At 48.1% G+C, this 18,786-nt stretch carries 19 protein-coding genes and 1 tRNA gene; 11 read left to right on the top strand and 9 right to left on the bottom strand.

From position 1 onward, the window contains the following. Positions 1-132: 132 nt before the first annotated feature. Positions 133-2,601 (top strand): T9SS type A sorting domain-containing protein, encoded by a 2,469-nt coding sequence (locus tag QM717_RS11555; protein ID WP_415037622.1) that lies wholly within the window; start codon positions 133-135, stop codon positions 2,599-2,601. A 33-nt stretch (positions 2,602-2,634) separates the two neighbouring features. On the opposite strand, the gene obgE is transcribed toward QM717_RS11555, so the two are convergent. From obgE to hpt, 4 genes are all read right to left on the bottom strand, one after another. After that, a complete protein-coding gene (gene obgE / locus QM717_RS11550) occupies positions 2,635-3,636 on the bottom strand; it encodes a GTPase ObgE (RefSeq protein ID WP_415037621.1) in 1,002 nt (333 codons plus the stop codon). A gap of 79 nt (positions 3,637-3,715) precedes the next feature. After that, positions 3,716-4,990: a hemolysin family protein gene (locus QM717_RS11545; protein ID WP_415037620.1), complete on the bottom strand. Its 1,275-nt coding sequence runs from the start codon at positions 4,988-4,990 to the stop codon at positions 3,716-3,718. Between the two features lie 153 nt (positions 4,991-5,143). Continuing rightward, the gene (locus QM717_RS11540) at positions 5,144-5,716 is read right to left on the bottom strand and encodes an adenylate kinase (RefSeq protein WP_415037619.1); all 573 of its coding nucleotides are present in this window, start codon (positions 5,714-5,716) and stop codon (positions 5,144-5,146) included. Between the two features lie 74 nt (positions 5,717-5,790). Further along, complete coding sequence (gene hpt, locus QM717_RS11535; RefSeq protein ID WP_415037618.1) at positions 5,791-6,321, bottom strand: hypoxanthine phosphoribosyltransferase; 531 nt, start codon at positions 6,319-6,321, stop codon at positions 5,791-5,793. Between the two features lie 269 nt (positions 6,322-6,590). Between hpt and QM717_RS11530 the strand changes: the two genes are divergently transcribed. From QM717_RS11530 to QM717_RS11505, 6 genes are all read left to right on the top strand, one after another. After that, positions 6,591-7,028, top strand: coding sequence for a response regulator (locus QM717_RS11530; RefSeq protein ID WP_415037617.1), 438 nt, complete (start codon positions 6,591-6,593; stop codon positions 7,026-7,028). Positions 7,029-7,038: 10 nt separating this feature from the next. Next, positions 7,039-7,641 (top strand): biliverdin-producing heme oxygenase, encoded by a 603-nt coding sequence (locus QM717_RS11525; RefSeq protein WP_415037616.1) that lies wholly within the window; start codon positions 7,039-7,041, stop codon positions 7,639-7,641. After that, complete coding sequence (locus QM717_RS11520) at positions 7,631-9,892, top strand: ATP-binding protein (protein WP_415037615.1); 2,262 nt, start codon at positions 7,631-7,633, stop codon at positions 9,890-9,892. The genes QM717_RS11525 and QM717_RS11520 overlap by 11 nt, the downstream gene beginning before the upstream one ends. Positions 9,893-10,045: 153 nt before the next feature. Next, the gene (locus tag QM717_RS11515; protein ID WP_415037614.1) at positions 10,046-10,585 is read left to right on the top strand and encodes a hypothetical protein; all 540 of its coding nucleotides are present in this window, start codon (positions 10,046-10,048) and stop codon (positions 10,583-10,585) included. A 73-nt stretch (positions 10,586-10,658) separates the two neighbouring features. Continuing rightward, positions 10,659-11,207, top strand: a complete 549-nt coding sequence (locus tag QM717_RS11510; RefSeq protein WP_415037613.1) for a hypothetical protein — start codon at positions 10,659-10,661, stop codon at positions 11,205-11,207. Between the two features lie 65 nt (positions 11,208-11,272). Continuing rightward, complete coding sequence (locus QM717_RS11505; RefSeq protein WP_415037612.1) at positions 11,273-11,713, top strand: hypothetical protein; 441 nt, start codon at positions 11,273-11,275, stop codon at positions 11,711-11,713. Between the two features lie 28 nt (positions 11,714-11,741). Here QM717_RS11505 and QM717_RS11500 read toward each other — a convergent pair. The 5 genes from QM717_RS11500 to QM717_RS11480 form a co-directional block, all read right to left on the bottom strand. Continuing rightward, positions 11,742-11,823 (bottom strand) — tRNA-Leu (locus QM717_RS11500). An 85-nt stretch (positions 11,824-11,908) separates the two neighbouring features. Then, positions 11,909-12,451 carry an SRPBCC family protein gene (locus QM717_RS11495; protein ID WP_415037611.1) on the bottom strand — a complete coding sequence of 181 codons (543 nt, stop codon included), beginning with the start codon at positions 12,449-12,451 and terminating at the stop codon, positions 11,909-11,911. 9 nt (positions 12,452-12,460) lie between these two features. Then, positions 12,461-12,838, bottom strand: coding sequence for a DoxX family membrane protein (locus tag QM717_RS11490; RefSeq protein ID WP_415037610.1), 378 nt, complete (start codon positions 12,836-12,838; stop codon positions 12,461-12,463). A gap of 39 nt (positions 12,839-12,877) precedes the next feature. Further along, positions 12,878-13,264, bottom strand: a complete 387-nt coding sequence (locus tag QM717_RS11485) for a hypothetical protein (protein WP_415037609.1) — start codon at positions 13,262-13,264, stop codon at positions 12,878-12,880. A gap of 67 nt (positions 13,265-13,331) precedes the next feature. Beyond that, on the bottom strand, positions 13,332-13,832 hold the full coding sequence (locus QM717_RS11480; protein ID WP_415037608.1) for a hypothetical protein: 501 nt from the start codon (positions 13,830-13,832) through the stop codon (positions 13,332-13,334). A gap of 113 nt (positions 13,833-13,945) precedes the next feature. Between QM717_RS11480 and QM717_RS11475 the strand changes: the two genes are divergently transcribed. From QM717_RS11475 to QM717_RS11460, 4 genes are all read left to right on the top strand, one after another. After that, positions 13,946-14,374 carry a hypothetical protein gene (locus tag QM717_RS11475; protein ID WP_415037607.1) on the top strand — a complete coding sequence of 143 codons (429 nt, stop codon included), beginning with the start codon at positions 13,946-13,948 and terminating at the stop codon, positions 14,372-14,374. A gap of 278 nt (positions 14,375-14,652) precedes the next feature. Continuing rightward, a complete protein-coding gene (locus tag QM717_RS11470; RefSeq protein ID WP_415037606.1) occupies positions 14,653-15,807 on the top strand; it encodes a 5-(carboxyamino)imidazole ribonucleotide synthase in 1,155 nt (384 codons plus the stop codon). Between the two features lie 63 nt (positions 15,808-15,870). Further along, the gene (gene purE / locus QM717_RS11465) at positions 15,871-16,356 is read left to right on the top strand and encodes a 5-(carboxyamino)imidazole ribonucleotide mutase (RefSeq protein ID WP_415037605.1); all 486 of its coding nucleotides are present in this window, start codon (positions 15,871-15,873) and stop codon (positions 16,354-16,356) included. A gap of 288 nt (positions 16,357-16,644) precedes the next feature. Continuing rightward, positions 16,645-18,672 (top strand): M3 family metallopeptidase, encoded by a 2,028-nt coding sequence (locus QM717_RS11460; RefSeq protein WP_415037604.1) that lies wholly within the window; start codon positions 16,645-16,647, stop codon positions 18,670-18,672. The last annotated feature ends 114 nt before the right edge of the window (positions 18,673-18,786 follow it).

The following is an 18,786-nucleotide window of genomic DNA, read 5'->3' as shown; positions in this document are numbered from 1 at the left end:
CATTTTGGCGATTGTCAAGAGGAATCGGATAAAAAACGATAACGTTGTAGTTCTTTTTTAACTTTTGTTTTGTTAGCTCCAACGAAGTTATTTCTTTTGATTTATTTTTTACATTTGGAGCAAAACCAAACGATGAGAAAACCATACGCCTTAGTAATTTCGCTTACTTTCGCGAGCCTTGCCACAGCTCAAAATCCGGTGGACCGAGACCCTTCGTTCAACGTGATGGCGATGCCCGAAAACCATTACTTTATCGAAAACCACATCACCGATATCGACCGCCAAACCGACGGCAGACTACTCGTGATTGACTACAAAGTCAACAAATCGCGGTTCGTGCGTTTGGACAACAATGTGCTCGACACCAATTTCAGCACCCATTTTACCGGCGGCGACATCGAACATTTCGTATTGCAGCCCGACGGTAAGATCATCGTTTCAGGCGGACACACTCAATTCACCCAATACGATGGCGTGGATTGCAACAAAATTGTCCGGCTCAACAACGACGGCACACTCGACAATACTTTCGATGTATCCGAACTTCAGGCGTATGCCTATGGCGCCATCAATGACCTGATTTTGCAACCCGATGGCAAGCTCTTGTGCCTGGGGTCTTTCTCGAATAATTTTTCGGATTACCATTACGCGATGCGCCTCAATGCCGACGGAAGTATCGATTCCCCATTAGAAGCCGGACGCGAATTCATGCGCAATACCTTTGCCCCAGACGGCAAGATGGTATGTGTATCCAAAACGGGGGACGATCCGTTTGCGATTGTCCGGTACAATACCGACGGGACACTTGATTCTGGTTTTACACCTTACCCAATCATCGATGCCACATTTGTGGTACAAGCCGATGGCAAAGTGGTGGTCGCCAATTTCGAACCCATCCCATTCAGCAATGCCGTTGCACTCACGGTACGGCGATTGCTCACCAACGGTTCGATTGATCCTTCCTTCCAAACCAGGACTTTTGCGCATTACTACGCTACTTCCTTTAATGGTGTTGCCATCAGGGACATCAAGTTGCAAACCGATGGAAAAATCCTGATCACTGGAAACTTTACCCATTGCGATGGCGCGTACCATTCCGGGGTCATCCGACTCAATACCGACGGCAGCATCGACAATACTTTCCAAACCTTACACGGCCTTGAACCTGGCTTTTCCAATTCGGGAACCGAAAACGCCCACATGGTATTGCAGCCCGACGGCAAGTTAATCATCGCAAGTGATTTCGGTTTGTTCAACAAAGAAACGGTCAACAATATCGTGCGCCTCAACCCTGACGGCAGCCGCGACCAGACACTGCACAATTTCGTCAAGGGATTCAACCAGACAGTCACCCGATCGGTCGTTCAAGCCGATGGCAAGATCATCGCCTCTGGCTATTTTACCGATTACAATGGCCATACCGCCAACCAACTCGCGCGCCTGAATCCTGACGGCAGCTTCGATTCTTCTTTCAATTGCGGATACGGGCCGCGAAAAAACGGAAACCCGACGCATTGGGGCGACTGGCTCACGATACTGCCGCTCTCCGATGGCAAAATCGTCATCGCTGGTTTCCAGATGCTGCATTATGACACAACACCCGTACCCAGGATTGCAAGACTCCATCCGGACGGCAGCCTTGACACGACATTCAATACCGGAACCGGATTCGACATGGAGGTGCATTGTGGTGTTTTACAAGCCGACGGGAAAATGATTTTTGGCGGGTATTTTGAAAATTACAACGGGATCCCTAAACGATTCCTGTTGCGCTTGAATGCTGACGGCTCCCTGGACAATACGTTCAACGTAACCGACTTGTCACTGCCATTTGCGCCGGTCAAAATGCTCCTGCAAACCGACGGAAAGATTGTGGTGCAACTCAGTTCTACCAACCAATTGTTCCGATTCAATACCGATGGTTCGCGCGACACCGGGTTTGTTGCGCCGAGTGGATTTGGGATGTCACACAAACTCAAATGCCTGCAGCCCGACGGCAAACTGATTGTGGCCAACACCAATACCAATGTCGGGGTGACACGGCTCAATCAAAACGGTTCGATAGATACCGGCTTTTCCACTTTTGGTGTATTCCCATTGGAAGTTTCGGATGCGGCTGTAGATTCGGACGGGAAAATAGTGATCTGGGCTTCGGAAAAAATGTTCAGGCTCAACCCCGACGGAACGCCCGACGCCACTTTCGCTACCCCGATCGGGTTCGACCGCGGCGGATTGTACACCCAGTTGCACATCCAGCCCGACGGAAAAATATTGTGTCTTGGGGAATTCCGCACCTTTGAAGGCGAATCGCACAACCGCATCCTACGGTTGATGGGTAATTCGGTTTTGGCCACCACCGATTTCACGGTTTCTGAAACTGCGGGTCTGTATCCGAATCCTGCTTCGAATGTACTGCACATCGCCAAGCCGAAGGACAGCAGCCTTTTGTCGGTCGCCATCCATAATTTACTCGGCCAGCGCGTTATTTTTAAACAAACAGATTTGGAAAATATCGACGTGTCGTCTATGGCAAAAGGCCATTACATTGTCAGGCTGGCCACCGATCGCGGCATGCAAAACCTTAGGTTCATCAAGAACTAAAACAAAAAAGCCTCCCAGTTGCGGAGGCTTTTTTTATGCGTTGAGCAACGTCCAAAGTTTGTCTTTGAGTTCGGTCAAGCCCTGCTGGGCGACAGAAGAAATAAATTGGTACGACATGCCTTTAAAGTCTTTGTCGAGTTGCTTTTTCATCTCGGCCTTGAGTTCCTCGTCGAGCATGTCGCTTTTGGAGATCACGATCATGCGCTCCTTATCGAGAATCTCCGGATTGTAACGACGCAATTCATCAATCAGGATGTCGTATTCTTTCTTGATGTCGGTTGCATCGGCCGGAATCAGGAACAGCAAAATCGAATTGCGCTCGATGTGTCGCAGGAAATAATGCCCAAGCCCCTTTCCTTCGGCCGCGCCTTCAATGATTCCCGGAATATCGGCAATCACAAACGACTGGAAGTCGCGGTAGGCCACAATTCCGAGATTCGGTTTCAAGGTCGTAAACGGATAATCGGCAATCTTGGGCTTGGCTGAAGTAAGCACCGACAACAAGGTCGATTTTCCCGCATTCGGGAAACCCACCAATCCTACATCGGCCAACAATTTGAGTTCAAGCACAATGTCTTTTTCTTCAGGCGGCATGCCAGGCTGCGAATAACGCGGCGTCTGGTTGGTCGAACTGCGGAAATGCCAGTTGCCGAGACCGCCTTTGCCCCCTTGGGCGACGATCCTTTTTTCGCCGTCTTCGGTGATTTCAAACAGGATTTCGTTGGTGTCTTTGTCACGGACGACCGTTCCAAGCGGCACCTCGATGTATTTGTCTTCGCCGTCGGCTCCAGTGGAACGCGCGCTTCCGCCATCTCCACCGTGACCGGCCTTGACGTGCTTGGCGAACTTGAGGTGGAACAACGTCCACAACCCTTTGTTGCCCACAAGATAGACGTGACCGCCCCGGCCGCCGTCACCGCCGTCAGGACCACCTTTTTCGATGAATTTCTCGCGGTGCAGGTGCGTGGAGCCCTTGCCTCCTTTTCCTGAGGAGACGTATATTTTTACGTAGTCTACGAAATTGCCTTCGGTCATTCTTTCTGTTCTTTATTCAAAATTTATCATTCCCCATTCGATTTGAGCGCTAACAAATCAGCGAAACAAATCTTCAATTTTATTCTTTCAACGATCGTACAATCACCTTGTCTATTTTCACTCCGTCCATATCGATTACTTCGAGTTCGAAGTTTTGCCACTGCAATTTCTCGCCTTCTTTCGGGATGTGCGAGAGCTCGGTCATGATGAGCCCGCTGACGGTATTGACCTCATAATCGTTGGTGAGTTCGTCGAGTTCGAAATAGGTCAGGAAATCGTGCAGCGAATAATGGCCGTCGACAATCCAACTGCCGTCTTCGCGTTGCACCAGTTGGAAATCGTCCTTGTAAAATTCGGCCGCATCACCTACGAGTGCCTCGAGAATGTCGTTGAGCGTAATCACCCCTTGAAACACCCCATATTCATCAGAAACAAAAGCGTAATGGATGCCGCTTTTCTTGAAATTCTCAAGCGCCTTGTAAGCTGTCGTGTGTTCGATGATGAACGGCGCATCGGTCATGATCTGCGCAAGGTTGAAATTCTCCTCGCCGAAATGCGCGAATATATTTTTAAGGTTGACCACACCCACAATATCGTCATGGTTGTCTTTGTAGACCGGATAAATCGAGTGCAGTTCCTTGAGCATCAAATCGCGGACGGATTCCTTGTCGGCTTCGAGCGGCAGGAACACGACAGATTTCCTGTGCGTCATTAAAGAGTTGACTTTGCGGTCGCCGATGTGGAACACGCGCTCCACAATGTCCTGCTCGATTTCCTGGATCTCGCCGCCTTCGGTGCCTTCCTTGATGATGGCCTTGATTTCTTCCTCGGTGACTTTGCCGTCGGCTGAGGGCTTGATCATGAGGACTTTCAAGAGCGCCTCGGTAGAAACGGTCAAGAGCCAGATGAACGGCGCGGTGATGATCGAAATCCATTTCATTGGGATCGCAACCGATTTGGCGATTTTCTCCGGATAATTCAAACCGATTCGTTTAGGCAACAGTTCCCCGAGAACGAGTGAGAAAAACGTCAAAACGACAACAACGACACCTACCGCGATGGATTCCGCATAGGGTTTCAACGAAGCGAAACCTTCTACAAAAGTCTGCACGTCGGTCGTGATCTTGTCGCCCGAGAAAATACCCGTCAAGATCCCGATCAAGGTAATTCCGATTTGTACGGTCGACAGGAATTTGTTGGGCGAATTGGCCAGATCGAGTGCGGTCTTGGCGCTCGCGCTGCCTTTCTTGGCGGCATTTTCGAGACGGTTTTTACGCGCCGATATGAGCGCGATTTCGGACATCGAAAACACGCCGTTTAATATGATCAGAAATAATATAATTAGTATCTCCATAGTTCTTTTTTCATCGGAACCCTAGCCCCGATAGTAGTGAAAATCCTTTTTTGCCGTGAGACTTCTCCCTTCGGTCGACACGAGCGTCAGCGAACTGGCGCCAGCAAATGACAACCTGCAAAAAAGATTGCAACGGATAGCGGGAAAATGCTCCTATAAATTGTCAATCACACTGCTCAAACGCTCGGTAATCTCTGCGATCGACCCGATGCCGTTGACGGCGTGAAATTTACCCTGCTTGGTGTAATATTCCATGAGCGGGGCGGTTTTTTCGTTGTATTCCTGGTAACGGTTGCGGATCTTTTCCTCGTCCTGATCGTCGGCACGGCCGCTGGTTTTGCCGCGTTCGAGCAAACGCGCGACGAGGATTTCATCGTCGGCTTCGAGTGCGATGGTGGCGGTATTTTCGCAGCCTTTATCGGCTAAAATTTGGTCCAATGCTTCGGCTTGCGAAATCGTTCTTGGGTAACCGTCGAATAAAAACCCGTTGGCGTCTGGGTTGCAATCTACAGCATCTTTGAGCATTTTGGTCGTGATTTCATCTGGAACCAAATCGCCGCGGTCGATGATTGCCTTGGCCATTTTGCCAAGCTCGGTGCCGTTCTTGATGTTGTGGCGGAAAATATCGCCGGTCGACAAATGCACCAAATTGTATTTTTCTTTTAAGAATTCTGCCTGCGTTCCTTTACCCGCGCCCGGTTTTCCGAATAAAACGATGTTGATCATTTTGAATTATGAATTATTAAAATATGAATTTGACCCGAGGCGCAGCCGAATTGTATGGTGCGCAACGGAATAAGTTAGTCTGCGAGTTGGTAAACTTCCGGCAAGTTCCTGCCGAGACCGTCGTAATCGAGTCCGTAGCCGACGATGAATTTGTTCGGGATGCGGATGCCGATGTAGTCGATCTTGATGTCCTTTTTGTAGGCTTCGGGTTTGAAGAACAGGGTCGCAATCTTGAAATGCTTGACGTTTTGTTGCTTGAACAACGCCTTGAGTTCTTCGATGGTGTTGCCGGTATCGATGATGTCTTCGATGATGACGACGCTCCTGCCGGTTAAATCCTGGTTGAGCCCGATGAGTTGCTTGACTTCGTTGGTGGATTGCGTTCCTTCATAGGAGGCCATTTTGATGAAGCTCACTTCGCACGCATGGCTGTAATGTTTCATGAAATCGGAGACGACCATGAACGCGCCGTTGAGGATTCCGACAAAAATCGGGACTTCATCGGCAAAATCGGCTTCTACCTGGTGCGCCATTTCGGCAATCGCAAAATCGATTTCCTTGGCAGAGATGAACGGAACAAACTGTTTATCGTGTAGTTGTATCACTAGTTTTCAGTTAGAAATAAGTTGCAAATATAAGTTTTAAATGGCGTTGCAGCCAAAGATAAATGTAGTTATTGGTATTTTTTAATTGTGTTAAAAGTGTTTTAATATTCGGGATGCGATTCGAGTGGGTATTTTTATCGTATTTTGCCAAGATCCGCAATCAAAACGCTTCCCTTTTGTACACTTTGTGAAAATCATTAACATTATTTAATGACAATAACGAATTTTAAAACCTATCTTTACAAGATACCAACCCAAAATCTAAAGAGATGAAGACAGCCGATTTAACCATTTTTTACGCAGACGACGATCTCGAGGATTTGGAATTTTTCACCGAAGTGACCAACGCGATCGACCGCGAAATTACCGTCGTAACGCACCAATGCGGGGACGAATTGATTGACGCTTTGCACAATCCGCCGCCATCGCCACACATTATTTTTCTCGACCTCAACATGCCCGGCAGGAATGGCTTCGATGTGCTCGAGGAGCTCAAAACCAGCGAACACCTCAAGGAAATTCCGGTCGTGGTTTTTTCGACTTCAAACGATGAAAAGAACATTGCCAAAAGCCGCGAGCTCGGGGCCAATTATTACCTGCCCAAACTCGGGTCTTATGAGAGTTTCAAGAAATCGATCGAAGACACGTTGAACATTAACTGGAACACTTTCGAACCCACAGCACATAACTTTTTATACAGCGCCTAGCTTTTAACTGATGACAAACGACGCAACGACCAGCACTTTTTTAGACCATTTAAGAACCCGCACAAATACTTCGCATCAAAAACTGGAAAGCCTTCCGGTTTCGGCTTCGATCCTTTCGGAAACGATAACCGTAGCAGATTATGCCCGCTATTTACAATTGATGCATGACGTGGTGCAGCAAACCGAAACCTTGATTTTTCCGATCCTTTCGGATGTGGTTCCCGATTTGGATGCCCGCAGAAAAACACAATTGCTGGAAAATGATTTGGCGTTTATCGGCGCAACGATCCAACCGATGAACCGCGTTTTCGATGCGACCGATTTTTCATTGCCCTTTGCGCTCGGTATCATGTATACGGTAGAAGGTTCGTCGCTGGGCGGCCGTTTCATCCTCAAGAACATCCAGTCGGTTTTGGGGTTTGATGAAAACAATGGCGCCAAATATTTTGCCGGATATGGTAACAAAACGGGCAGCCATTGGAAAAATTTCCTGCACGTCTTGACCGAATATGAGCAACAACACGGCGATTCCGAAGCAATCATCGCGGGCGCGCAATTCGCCTTCGATGCCATACACGATCACTTCTTAACCGCGGGCAGGCATGAAAATTAAGGACATCGTCAACCGCGACATCGTCAACCTGACCAACTGCGACCATGAACCGATTCATATTCCGGGAAGCATCCAGCCACATGGTTTCTTGCTTGGCATTCATCCGGAAAGCCGCAACATTGCTTTTTGCAGCGGCAATGTCGAAACCTATTTGGGGGTTGCGTACCTGCAATTGCTCGACAAAAATTTCGATGCGGTTTTTGGCCCCGAAAGTGCGCAACTCCTGACCCATTACATCCACAACAACCTCATGCTTTCGGCGGCACCGCTCAAGATGGTACTCAACGGAACCACTTTTCAATGCGGATTGCACCACAATGGGAAATTGTACATCCTCGAGGCCGAACCGGTCAGCGACCATAAAAACCTGACCGATGTATACAGCCAAACAGTGCAGTTTGTCTCTTACATGAACAACACGCATACGCTCAAGGACCTCTGCGACCTCGTGGCCAAAGGAACGCGTGAAATTACCGGTTACGACCGTGTGATGGTGTACCGTTTCGACAAGGAATACAACGGGGAAGTTTTTGCCGAAAGTTGCCGCAACGACCTCGAACCGTTTCTCGGATTGCATTACCCGCACACCGATATTCCGCCACAGGCCAGGGAATTGTACCTCAAGAACCTGTTGCGCATTATCGTTGACATCAATTACACACCGGTCCCGATCTACACAATCGACGATACGCCCGGGAAAAACCTCGACATGAGCCTGTCGGTGTTGCGCAGCACCTCGCCGATCCATGTCGAATATTTGCAGAACATGGGCGTTGGCGCGACGCTGACCATTTCGTTGATCCACCGCGGCAAGTTGTGGGGACTCATTGCGTGCCACCATTATTCGCCCAAAAACATTTCACCCGAAATCCGTTTGGCCGCACAGTTGCAGGGACAATTCATTACCTCGCAAATAGAAGTCAGGCAGTCGAATGAGGAATACGAAATTTCGAGAAGGATCAACATTTCACTCGAAAAAATCAACAGCCTGAACCTTCCGCCGATCCACGAATCGTTCAAGATCATCAGCATCAACCCTGATCTGCTCAGGCTTTGCAACGCTGCCGGGGTTTCGCTTTTGATCGGCAATAAATTGTACACCAATGGCCTGACACCTACCGAAACCGAGATCAAGACGCTTTCGGCCTGGCTTTCGGCCCAGGCGCACAACGCGAGTTTCTCGACCGACAAGTTGATCCATTTTTTGCCCGACATGCGGCAGTTGTGCGAAACGGTATCGGGAATCGTCTACCATTCGCTCGGCAACGACAACAACATCATTTGGTACCGGCCTGAAAATTTGACGGAAGTCAACTGGGGCGGCGATCCGAACAAGGCGATCATCAAGGACGAGAAAGGACTGCATCCGCGCAATTCCTTCAATTTATGGAAGCAGATCGTCAAGAACCGCAGCAAGGATTGGTTGCAACCCGAACTCAACGCGGCCGCCAATTTCGCGCACACGTTGCAGAAACAGATCGGTTTGCTGTTGCTCAGCGAGGAAGAAGAAAAGTCGCGCAACCTCAACAACATCCTCAAGGCGACCAATGCCGAACTTGAGAACATCAACTGGATCAGTACGCATGACCTACAGGAACCGCTGCGCAAAATCCAATTGATTTCTTCGCGTTTGCTGACCAAGGAAGACGAGCATTTTTCGGACAGTGCACTCGATGCCTTGCAGCGCATCAACAATTCGGCCAACCGCATGCAGACCTTGCTCATCGACATCCTCAAATACACACGCATCAAGTACACCCAGGACGCTTTTGAACCGACCGATCTCAATGCCGTTCTCGAAGATGTTTTGGCCGATTTCAAGGAAGTCATCCGCGAGAAAAATGCCGAGATTACTTTCGACAGGCTTCCGGTCATCGATGGGATTCCGTTTTTGCTCAAACAGCTTTTTTCGAACATCATCCTCAATTCGCTCAAATATGCCGCGGCGGAAAGGCATCCGGTCATCCGGATTGCGGTCTCAGACAAATTAGAGACGCACCCAGAGGTGAGCCATCCTTGCCATGTCATCCGTTTTGCGGACAACGGCATCGGTTTCAATCCCAAGTACGCCGACAACATCTTCAACATTTTCTCGCGTCTGCACAGCATTGCGGAATATGCCGGTTCGGGCGTGGGCTTGGCGTTGTGCCGCAAAATCATGCAGACCCATGAAGGAGGCATTTGGGCCACCGGTGTGGAAAACGAAGGGGCAACCTTTACTTTACTATTTCCTTGCAAATCAAAAAATTAACTTTTATTTCAAGAATACACGGTATTTTTTAAACTTAATTTAGCATTTGCTTGGTTTGACTAAAAATTCTATAACAATTCAAGAAATTCTTATAACATCGCTCTTGGGCATCGGCAATAGATTTGTGAAATAACTTAATCAAAAATAATTGCCATGAAAAAGATCAAATTAATTCTATGTGTAGTTGCCGCTACAAGTCTCGGATTTGTATCGTGTAACAATGACGACGATTCGGATGCGCCGGTGGTCGTAAATCCGGTTGCGATTGCCGGTACGTATAACCTGACGGCGGCCAACACCGGAAATCCAACCGATTTCAACGAAGACGGCACCGAAAACACCAACCAACTCCTCGAAAGTACCTGTTACGCCGGGAACAAAATGGTATTCAATGCCGACGGTTCTTTTGCCTGGCAGATGAACAACATCCTGGTAGACAGCGGAACCGGTAACTCGGCCTGCGATGACTACCTCGCTTTGGGAACCTGGACACTTGAGAGCGGCACCGGAACCAGCGCGGTAATCAATGTGACTTATGAAGCCGAAAACGGTGAAGATGTCGACATCACGCTCAACAAAACCGGTACAGAATTGCAATGGTATTCCTTGTTGGGTCCTTACCCGGACAAAAATGACGACGGCGGTGCCTTCAACCAGATCGGTGAGTTCGAGTTGTTGTTCACCAAACAGTAAACGCGTTTATTTTTAATAGTGAGGCCCGGATTTTGTCCGGGCTTTTTTATATTTATCATCCCAATCCAATTCTATGGCAGTCAATAAAATGTTGTACCAAAGCATCGCCAACAGCACGGCGCATCGCCCCATTCGCGATTACAACGCCGGTCTTATTTTTGAAAATCCCGAACTTTTGAAGGATTTGATCGCGGTGGCTTTGGACGTATCGGACAAACACCACCACAAAGCCTGCTGGATTTTGGAATTGGTATTGGAACGACACATCGGCTGGCTTTCACCGCATCTCGATGATTTCTGTGCCAAACTGCCCTTGCTCAAACACGATGGAGCGATGCGTTCGATGGCTAAAATTTGCCAATTTGCCGCAGAAAGACATCTTGAGCGCAGGGATTTCCTGAATGAATCGCATCTGAAAAGCATTGCCGAAACCTGTTTTGACTGGTTGATTGGCCAAGCGAAAGTGGCCACGAAAGCCTATGCCATGCGCGCGCTTTACCAAATCGGGAAGTTGCAGGACTGGGTTTATCCCGAACTTCAAAGCATCCTCGAGATGGGTTATCCGGACCACAGCGCGGCCTACAAAGCCGCATCCAAGGACATCTTGCGTCGAATCCGGTAATTTTTAATTTGTTAAAAGTGAATGGGCTTCGATAGTTTTTACGATATTTGGCCAAAATTATACCTATGAAAACATTGAAAAAAATTGGTGCGCTGCTTTTGCTCAGCTTGTCTGTTTCACTTGTTTCGTGCAACAGCGACGACGATGACAACAAACCGATCATTCCAGGCCCTCCAACAGGAACCGACATCCGTTATGAAGTGGAGACTTCGGCCAATATCATTAAAAAAATCCGTTATAAAAAAGGAAACGACCAATTTGCTTTCGGATACAGCACACCCGACTCGCCCAACTCCTGGTTCATGACCATTATCGTTGATTTTGTCGATCAACCCATGACGGCAGAAGCAGAAGTAACCATGAAAAACGATACCGGTTTTGAGCAGAGCTACACTTTCCAGATTTTCGAAGACAATGAGGTCGTAGCGACCGTTTCGGGGGTACTTGAATCTTCGAACGCAGAGATCATCAAGAACATCACCCACGAGGTAGATTATAATCCATAAAAAAAGCCGCTTTTGCGGCTTTTTTTTGTGCCCTAGACTGGACTCGAACCAGCACACCCGGGGGCGCTGCGACCTGAACACAGTGCGTCTACCAATTTCGCCACTAGGGCATTCAGGGAGCACAAAAGTACTACTATTTTCGAGAAAACAAATAGCCTTGGCCAATTTTAGCACAAATAGGTTCGATTCTTAGGTTTATTCCTTTTCGAGTACATTTTTTAGGTTGGACAAACTGGTCTCCATGTCTTTCCCGAGCATCTTCTCGAAATCCATGAAAAGCAACATGATGTTCATCGGGTATTTCATGCCGCTGCTGAAACCCCATACCACCACAGTCGTACCGTTGCCGTCTTCCTTGGTTTCCATCCAGGCATCGGCTTTGCCCTCGAAGGGTTTGATGAACCTAATTTCGTGTTCGATGCGTTGCCCTTCGACCATCGATTTGATTTCCTGTTCGCCTTTGCCGACCTGTTTGTTGTCGCTGTCCCAGGCATAGACAAACCCGACAGTACCGTCGGTGCCGCGCAATTCCTTGCGATGGTTGGGATCGGTCATGAACCATTTGTTGTAGCGCATGGCATTCTGTGTGTGTTTGACAAAATCAAAGACTTCCTGTCTGGATTTGTTGATTGCAATTTGTCGCTGCAACGAATAATTCTTCTTGACAAACATCGCGACGATGAGCACCAACGCGATGAGTCCGCCGACGGTTCCGAGTATGTAAATTACGATTTCCATCTTCGACACTTATTTGGCCGCAAAAACTGCAGTGTAATGGCTTCTGTAAGCGTAAATCAGGAACAAGTTGGCGACCAAAACACCTATGGCTATTGGCAATCCTTCGGGCGCCACCATCGCATGTGTCATAAAAATATTGACCGAAATCGGCAAAATCACCAAATTGGCCAACGGCACGAAACGGCCGATGACAAAGGACAGTCCGCAAATCAACTCAAGCGATTTGACAAGGTTCATCAAATAACCCGAAGCCATCAGACCTTCGGTAAAAGTCTTCAACGAACCGTCAGGCGGTGTTGGCGGCGGCGGGCCGAAAAAATAAAAGCACGAAGCAAAAAGGAACATCAATCCCAGAAGGACGCGAACAATAATCGTTGCAATTCTCATAATTTAAAGGTTTGGTTAGTAATTGTTGTTGGTTTTATTTTAAACGGAAATCGACAATTCTTCAATCTTTTCGAGTGCTTTGTCCCAGGCGACCGACATCATGTCCATCCACTGCTGGTCCATATCGACTTCCACTTTGAGCGTCGTAACGCCATCGCTTTCCGAAAGATAATAATTTTCCCGCGCCCCTTTCATGGCTTTTCCCATTTCGCTGTCTAAATCGTCCTCGCCATTCTTGACCTCGCCGTCGTATTCCATTTCTATCGCCTCGTAAGGTTGTTTGGTCAGGATCCGCCCGACAATTCCGTTGTCGTTGTTGTCGAGAAAGCGCACCTTGTGTCCGACGATCCAGTCGGTTTTGGCATGCGAGCCTTCCATGAATTCGGCCATCCAGATGCGGTTGTAGGCATCCTTCGAGCAATACATTCCACACCTTTTCTTTGGGTGCGGCAATCTCTTTGGTTTTTTCTATCTTTTTCATAATCTGTGTTGTTTATTCGTCGTATTTCATTGCGGGATAACCCAATAATCTTCTCCAAAGCACGAGCTGACCAATAATGTTGGCTTCGCGATAGGTGTCGAACGAAAGCAATTCGAAATGCGTCATCTTCATGCCTTCCATTTCAAAAATACTGTCGACTTTATCCGCGGTTAAATCCAAAAGAATTTCCCGGAGCACCGGCGAAATGCGTTTCCAGTCCTGCACAAAATCGGCCAACGGCGGATAAGATTTACCGTCCTTGATTCCTTGGTGGCCGCGGAACAATTCATGGTGCGTCTGCTCCATTTTGGTTCCAAACCAACCCGCCAACTCAAAGCGTTCCTGCAACATGCTTCCGGCGAGCCACGCCATGTGGTTGGCCTGGGTATCAAGCCTACTTTGCGCCGCATCGTCCGAAATCCCGGCCAGTACTTTCGGATAAAAATCGGTGTGCATATCGTACAAAGCCACCAGTCCATACAGGCGACTGTCTTTTACATGGATTGTTTTCATATGTTGTTTTTAGTGATTTCAATTTCCGACTAAAAAAGAAAATAGCTGTTTTTAAAGTCGAAGATAAAATTACATAATTAGCATCCGCGCAGTAGTGTGTGAAACAGTCATTTATGGAGGTGGATTGCGACAGGTTTTTTGAGGAGCTGTTTCCCGCTTTACACTACAATCTTTTGCGTTCGTTCCTCACGCAAAAGGATTTCCGTTTCAATCGGGGCTATGCTGCCGCAGGCTTTCTTTTGCCTCGCCGCAAAAGAAACAAAAAGGCGGAGCGCCCAAATTACAATCTCAAAAACTACCTCAGGAAACACTCCGCGTACCAAGCCGTTCGCCCTGCGGGCTCAACTCCAGGTACGCTGCCGCTTATTCCTTTCGTTGTTTTTTACGATTCTCATTTAACGGCGCACCAGTTAGGAATTTCATATTTTATTTTTGGCTTTTGCAAAGCGCCAAAAAACCTTCTAAGAACTTCTTTCGAATTGAACGATTTCCCGTTTCAAGCGGACTGGATTTTTCAGTTACCAAATAAACGTTCTTCGTGAGGCCGCGCCATAGATTGCGCAGACGGGCACCTGCTGTTTGAAGATGGCTTAAAAATCAAAAGCTGTTTGAGCCGCAGGCGAGTTCTTTTGATTTAGCCATCAAGAACTAGCAGGTCGCCGAGCAATCAGGCGCCACGCATTTTTGCTTCTTTTGGTGCGAGACAAAAGAAGGCCCTCGCGGCAGCGAAAACCTAACCGAGTGGCCATGCTCGAATTTTTACCTCTTTTATTTCAAGACAAAAGAAGAAGGATTATCTTTGTCCCAACAACACAACACCATGAACTATTTCTCCTCCGATTTCAAACTCGGCATTCTCGGTGGCGGACAGCTTGGCAAAATGCTGCTTTCCGAAACCCGCAAATTCGACATCCAGACCTATGTGCTCGACCCGAGCGAGGAGGCGCCGTGCAAGATTGGCAGCAATGTCTTTGTCAAGGGCAGCCTGACCGATTTCGATACGGTCTATAACTTTGGTCAAATGGTCGATGTGCTGACTTTTGAAATCGAACTCGTCAATGTCGATGCGCTCGAAAAACTCGAAGCCGAAGGCAAAAAAGTCTATCCGTCGCCGCAAACCTTGAGACAAATCCAGAACAAGGGCAAGCAAAAGGATTTTTATGTAGACCACGACATCCCAACCGCGCCGCACGAACGCTTTTTTGACCTCGATGATTTGCAGAAGAAAATCGAGGAAGAAGAAGTCGGTTTGCCGTTTGTCTGGAAAAGCGCCGAATTCGGCTATGATGGCAACGGCGTCAAGGTCGTACGCACCGCAATGGACCTCAGAAACCTGCCGAATGTGGAATGCATCGCCGAGGAAATGGTCCCGTTCAAAAATGAACTCGCCGTGATTGTGGCGCGCAATGTTTCGGGAGAAATCAAGACTTATCCGGTCGTCGAAATGGAATTCCATCCCGAGGCCAACCAGGTCGAATATGTGATATGTCCGGCAAGAATTGACGACAAAGTCGCCGAAAAAGCACGTGCCGTCGCACTCGAAGTCTCTGAAAAATTCAACCATGTCGGATTATTGGCCGTTGAAATGTTCCAGACCGAGAACGATGAGATTCTCGTCAACGAAGTCGCACCGCGCCCGCACAATTCCGGTCACCATACGATTGAAGCCAGCTACACCTCGCAATTCGAAAACCATTTGCGCGCGATATTGGATTTGCCATTGGGCAACACCGACAGCAAAGTCGCCGGCATCATGGTCAATCTTGTTGGAGCAGAAGGATTTTCAGGCCAAGTCGTGTATGAAAACATCGAGAAAATCATGGCCATCGAAGGCGTCACGCCGCACATCTATGGCAAACGCGAGACGCGTCCGTTCCGCAAAATGGGCCATGTCACGATCGTGAACGAAGATATGGCCAAGGCGCGTGAAATTGCAGAAAACGTCAAGAATACGATTAGGGTTATTAGCAAATAAATAATGAGCCGATTAGAAAATTCCCCAAACACCAACAATTTTCAAATTATCTAATTCAAAAATATGAAAGTAGCCATCATCATGGGAAGCATTTCGGACATGCCCGTCATGAAAGACGCCGTCGAGATCCTGCAGCAATTCGGCATCGAGACCGAAGTCGACATTGTTTCGGCACACCGAACTCCTGAAAAATTATTCGATTTCAGCCAAAATGCACATAAACGCGGCATTTCGGTGATCATCGCCGGAGCCGGTGGCGCGGCGCATTTGCCGGGCATGGTCGCGTCGATGTCGCCGTTGCCGGTCATTGGCGTACCGGTCAAGTCGAGCAATTCGATCGACGGATGGGACAGCGTGCTGTCGATCTTGCAGATGCCGGGCGGTGTTCCGGTCGCGACGGTCGCGTTGAACGGTGCGAAAAATGCGGGAATTTTGGCGGCGCAAATCATTGGAAGTCATGACAAAACCGTGCTCGATAAAATCATCGCGTATAAAGAAGGTTTGAAAAATGCGGTCAATGAGGCTTCTGAAAACCTGAAGCGGCCATAATTCTTTTTGTTGAAGTAATTTACAGTTTTTCTGTAGTGGAGATTTGTAGAAAAATTTTATTTTCGCTTCATGGGAAGGGGGCAATGAAGGTTATTCCCAACGGAATAATCCTTATTCTTGCAAACAGATTATCTGTACTTTTTGTTAAAGTTTGATCCCATCATTGAATTTAATTTTTTTACATTTCATTGGGAGCAAATTCCTGCTGTCCGCTGTATCTTTATTGCCATAAAAATGTCAATAAAGGATGCCGCTACCATCAGGGCTAGGCACCGCACCTCATAAATTATGAATCCACTACTTTCAAAATTCAGCACCAAACACGACACCGCGCCATTTTCCAAAATCAAGAACGAAGATTTTCTTCCCGCTTTCTCCGAAAGCATCGCGCGCGCCAAAACAGAAATCGACCAGATTGCCCACAACCCCGAACCGCCCACGTTTGAAAACACGATTGAGGCATTGTCGTTTGCGGGCGATACTTTAGACCGCGTGTCGAATATTTTCTTCAACCTGCATTCGGCCGAAACCAACGACGAGATCCAGAAAATTGCGCAGGAAGTGTCTCCGATGCTCAGTGAATTCAGCAACGACATCCGTTTGAACCCCGAGTTGTTCGCACGCGTCAAGGCGGTTTACGACAACAGATCCAATTTAGATTTATCCCCAGAGCAAACGACTTTGCTCGACAAAAAATACAAAGGTTTTGCCCGAAACGGCGCCAATTTACCCGACGATAAAAAAGAAAAATTGCGCGAAATTGACAAGGAATTGTCAAAATTAAGCCTTGAATTCGGCGAAAACGTTTTGGAAGAAACGCACGATTTCGAACTCCATATTACCGACGCCAACGATTTGGCGGGACTGCCCGAAGGCATTGTTGAAGCGGCCAAGGAAGAAGCCAAGTCACGCGAAAAGGACGGTTGGGTTTTCACTTTGGATTACCCAAGTTACATCCCGTTTGTGACCTATGCCGACAATCGGGAATTGCGTAAAAGAATGGCGATTGCCAATGGCGCGAAAGCTTTCCGCGGCAATCCGCGCGACAACCGTGAAATTGTTTTGAAAATCGCGAAATTGAGACACGAGCGTGCACAATTGCTCGGCTACGACACCCACGCCCATTTTGTGCTCGAGGAACGCATGGCCGAAAGTCCGGCGAAAGTAAAGGCATTTTTACAAGACTTGCTCGAAAAGGCCAAACCTGCCGCCGAACGCGAATTTGCCGAACTCGAGCAATTCGCCAAAGACCTCGATGGCATCGACCGATTGGAAAAATGGGATGGCGCGTATTATTCGGAAAAATTGAAACAGGAACGTTTCAATCTCGATGATGAAAAGCTCAAACCGTATTTCAAACTCGAGAATGTTTTGGAAGGTGCATTTACGGTCGCGAATAAATTATTCGGGTTGACATTCCATGAAACCAACGACATCGACAAATACCACGAAGACGTGATGACTTATGAGGTCAAGGATCTGACCGGTAAACTCGTGGCGGTTTTCTACGCCGATTTCTTTCCGCGCAAAGGCAAGCGCAACGGCGCGTGGATGACGTCATTCAAATCGCAATACATCATTGGCGGCAGCAATGAACGCCCACATGTGTCGATCGTGTGCAATTTCACCAAACCGACCGAAACCAAACCTTCGCTTTTGACTTTCAATGAAGTGACGACTTTGTTCCATGAATTCGGGCATGCTTTGCACGGAATGCTCGCCGACACGACCTACCCTAACCTTTCGGGAACAAGCGTGTATTGGGACTTTGTCGAATTGCCGAGCCAGATTTTCGAGAACTGGTGCTACGAGCCCGAAGCGCTGGCTTTGTTCGCCAAACATTACCAAACGGGCGAAATCATCCCAACCGAATACATTACCAAAATCAAGGAAAGTGCAAGCTTCCAGGAAGGCATGGCTACCTTGCGACAGCTCAGTTTTGGCTTGCTCGACATGGGCTGGCATGGGCAAGATCCGACGGCGATTGCCGACCTCAAGGCGTTCGAGGACGAACAATTCGCTCCAACGAAATTGTATCCCGATGTAGCTGAAAATGCAATGAGCACGGCCTTTTCGCACATCTTCCAAGGCGGTTATTCATCGGGCTATTACAGCTACAAATGGGCCGAGGTACTCGATGCCGATGCCTTTGAATATTTCCAGCAGAACGGCATTTTCAACAGCGAGGTCGCCACCAAATTCAAGGAAAACATTTTATCGAAAGGCGGAACCGAACATCCGATGGTGTTGTACAAACGTTTCCGTGGCAAGGAACCAAAACCGGATGCGTTGTTGAGACGCGCGGGGCTTTTGTAGACACGACTGCGCCTTTAGATTATCGGACACGCTTCGCTTCGGATTTTCAGACAGTCTGATAAATCCGAAGCGAAGCGTTTCTGTAGCGAAGCGTTTCTGTAGCGAAGCGTTTCT

Origin of the sequence: Flavobacterium sp., assembly GCF_047602195.1 — a bacterium.
Taxonomy (GTDB): Bacteria; Bacteroidota; Bacteroidia; order Flavobacteriales; family Flavobacteriaceae; genus Flavobacterium.
This window is presented reverse-complemented; position numbering and strand designations above follow the sequence as displayed.

Coding starts and splice junctions, on each gene's coding strand:
- QM717_RS11555 (WP_415037622.1), top strand. CDS start 133: ATGAGAAAACCATACGCCTTAGTAATTTCGCTTACTTTCGCGAGCCTT.
- obgE (WP_415037621.1), bottom strand. CDS start 3,636: ATGACCGAAGGCAATTTCGTAGACTACGTAAAAATATACGTCTCCTCA.
- QM717_RS11545 (WP_415037620.1), bottom strand. CDS start 4,990: ATGGAGATACTAATTATATTATTTCTGATCATATTAAACGGCGTGTTT.
- QM717_RS11540 (WP_415037619.1), bottom strand. CDS start 5,716: ATGATCAACATCGTTTTATTCGGAAAACCGGGCGCGGGTAAAGGAACG.
- QM717_RS11530 (WP_415037617.1), top strand. CDS start 6,591: ATGAAGACAGCCGATTTAACCATTTTTTACGCAGACGACGATCTCGAG.
- QM717_RS11525 (WP_415037616.1), top strand. CDS start 7,039: ATGACAAACGACGCAACGACCAGCACTTTTTTAGACCATTTAAGAACC.
- QM717_RS11520 (WP_415037615.1), top strand. CDS start 7,631: ATGAAAATTAAGGACATCGTCAACCGCGACATCGTCAACCTGACCAAC.
- QM717_RS11515 (WP_415037614.1), top strand. CDS start 10,046: ATGAAAAAGATCAAATTAATTCTATGTGTAGTTGCCGCTACAAGTCTC.
- QM717_RS11510 (WP_415037613.1), top strand. CDS start 10,659: ATGGCAGTCAATAAAATGTTGTACCAAAGCATCGCCAACAGCACGGCG.
- QM717_RS11505 (WP_415037612.1), top strand. CDS start 11,273: ATGAAAACATTGAAAAAAATTGGTGCGCTGCTTTTGCTCAGCTTGTCT.
- QM717_RS11495 (WP_415037611.1), bottom strand. CDS start 12,451: ATGGAAATCGTAATTTACATACTCGGAACCGTCGGCGGACTCATCGCG.
- QM717_RS11490 (WP_415037610.1), bottom strand. CDS start 12,838: ATGAGAATTGCAACGATTATTGTTCGCGTCCTTCTGGGATTGATGTTC.
- QM717_RS11485 (WP_415037609.1), bottom strand. CDS start 13,264: ATGTATTGCTCGAAGGATGCCTACAACCGCATCTGGATGGCCGAATTC.
- QM717_RS11480 (WP_415037608.1), bottom strand. CDS start 13,832: ATGAAAACAATCCATGTAAAAGACAGTCGCCTGTATGGACTGGTGGCT.
- QM717_RS11475 (WP_415037607.1), top strand. CDS start 13,946: ATGGAGGTGGATTGCGACAGGTTTTTTGAGGAGCTGTTTCCCGCTTTA.
- QM717_RS11470 (WP_415037606.1), top strand. CDS start 14,653: ATGAACTATTTCTCCTCCGATTTCAAACTCGGCATTCTCGGTGGCGGA.
- purE (WP_415037605.1), top strand. CDS start 15,871: ATGAAAGTAGCCATCATCATGGGAAGCATTTCGGACATGCCCGTCATG.
- QM717_RS11460 (WP_415037604.1), top strand. CDS start 16,645: ATGAATCCACTACTTTCAAAATTCAGCACCAAACACGACACCGCGCCA.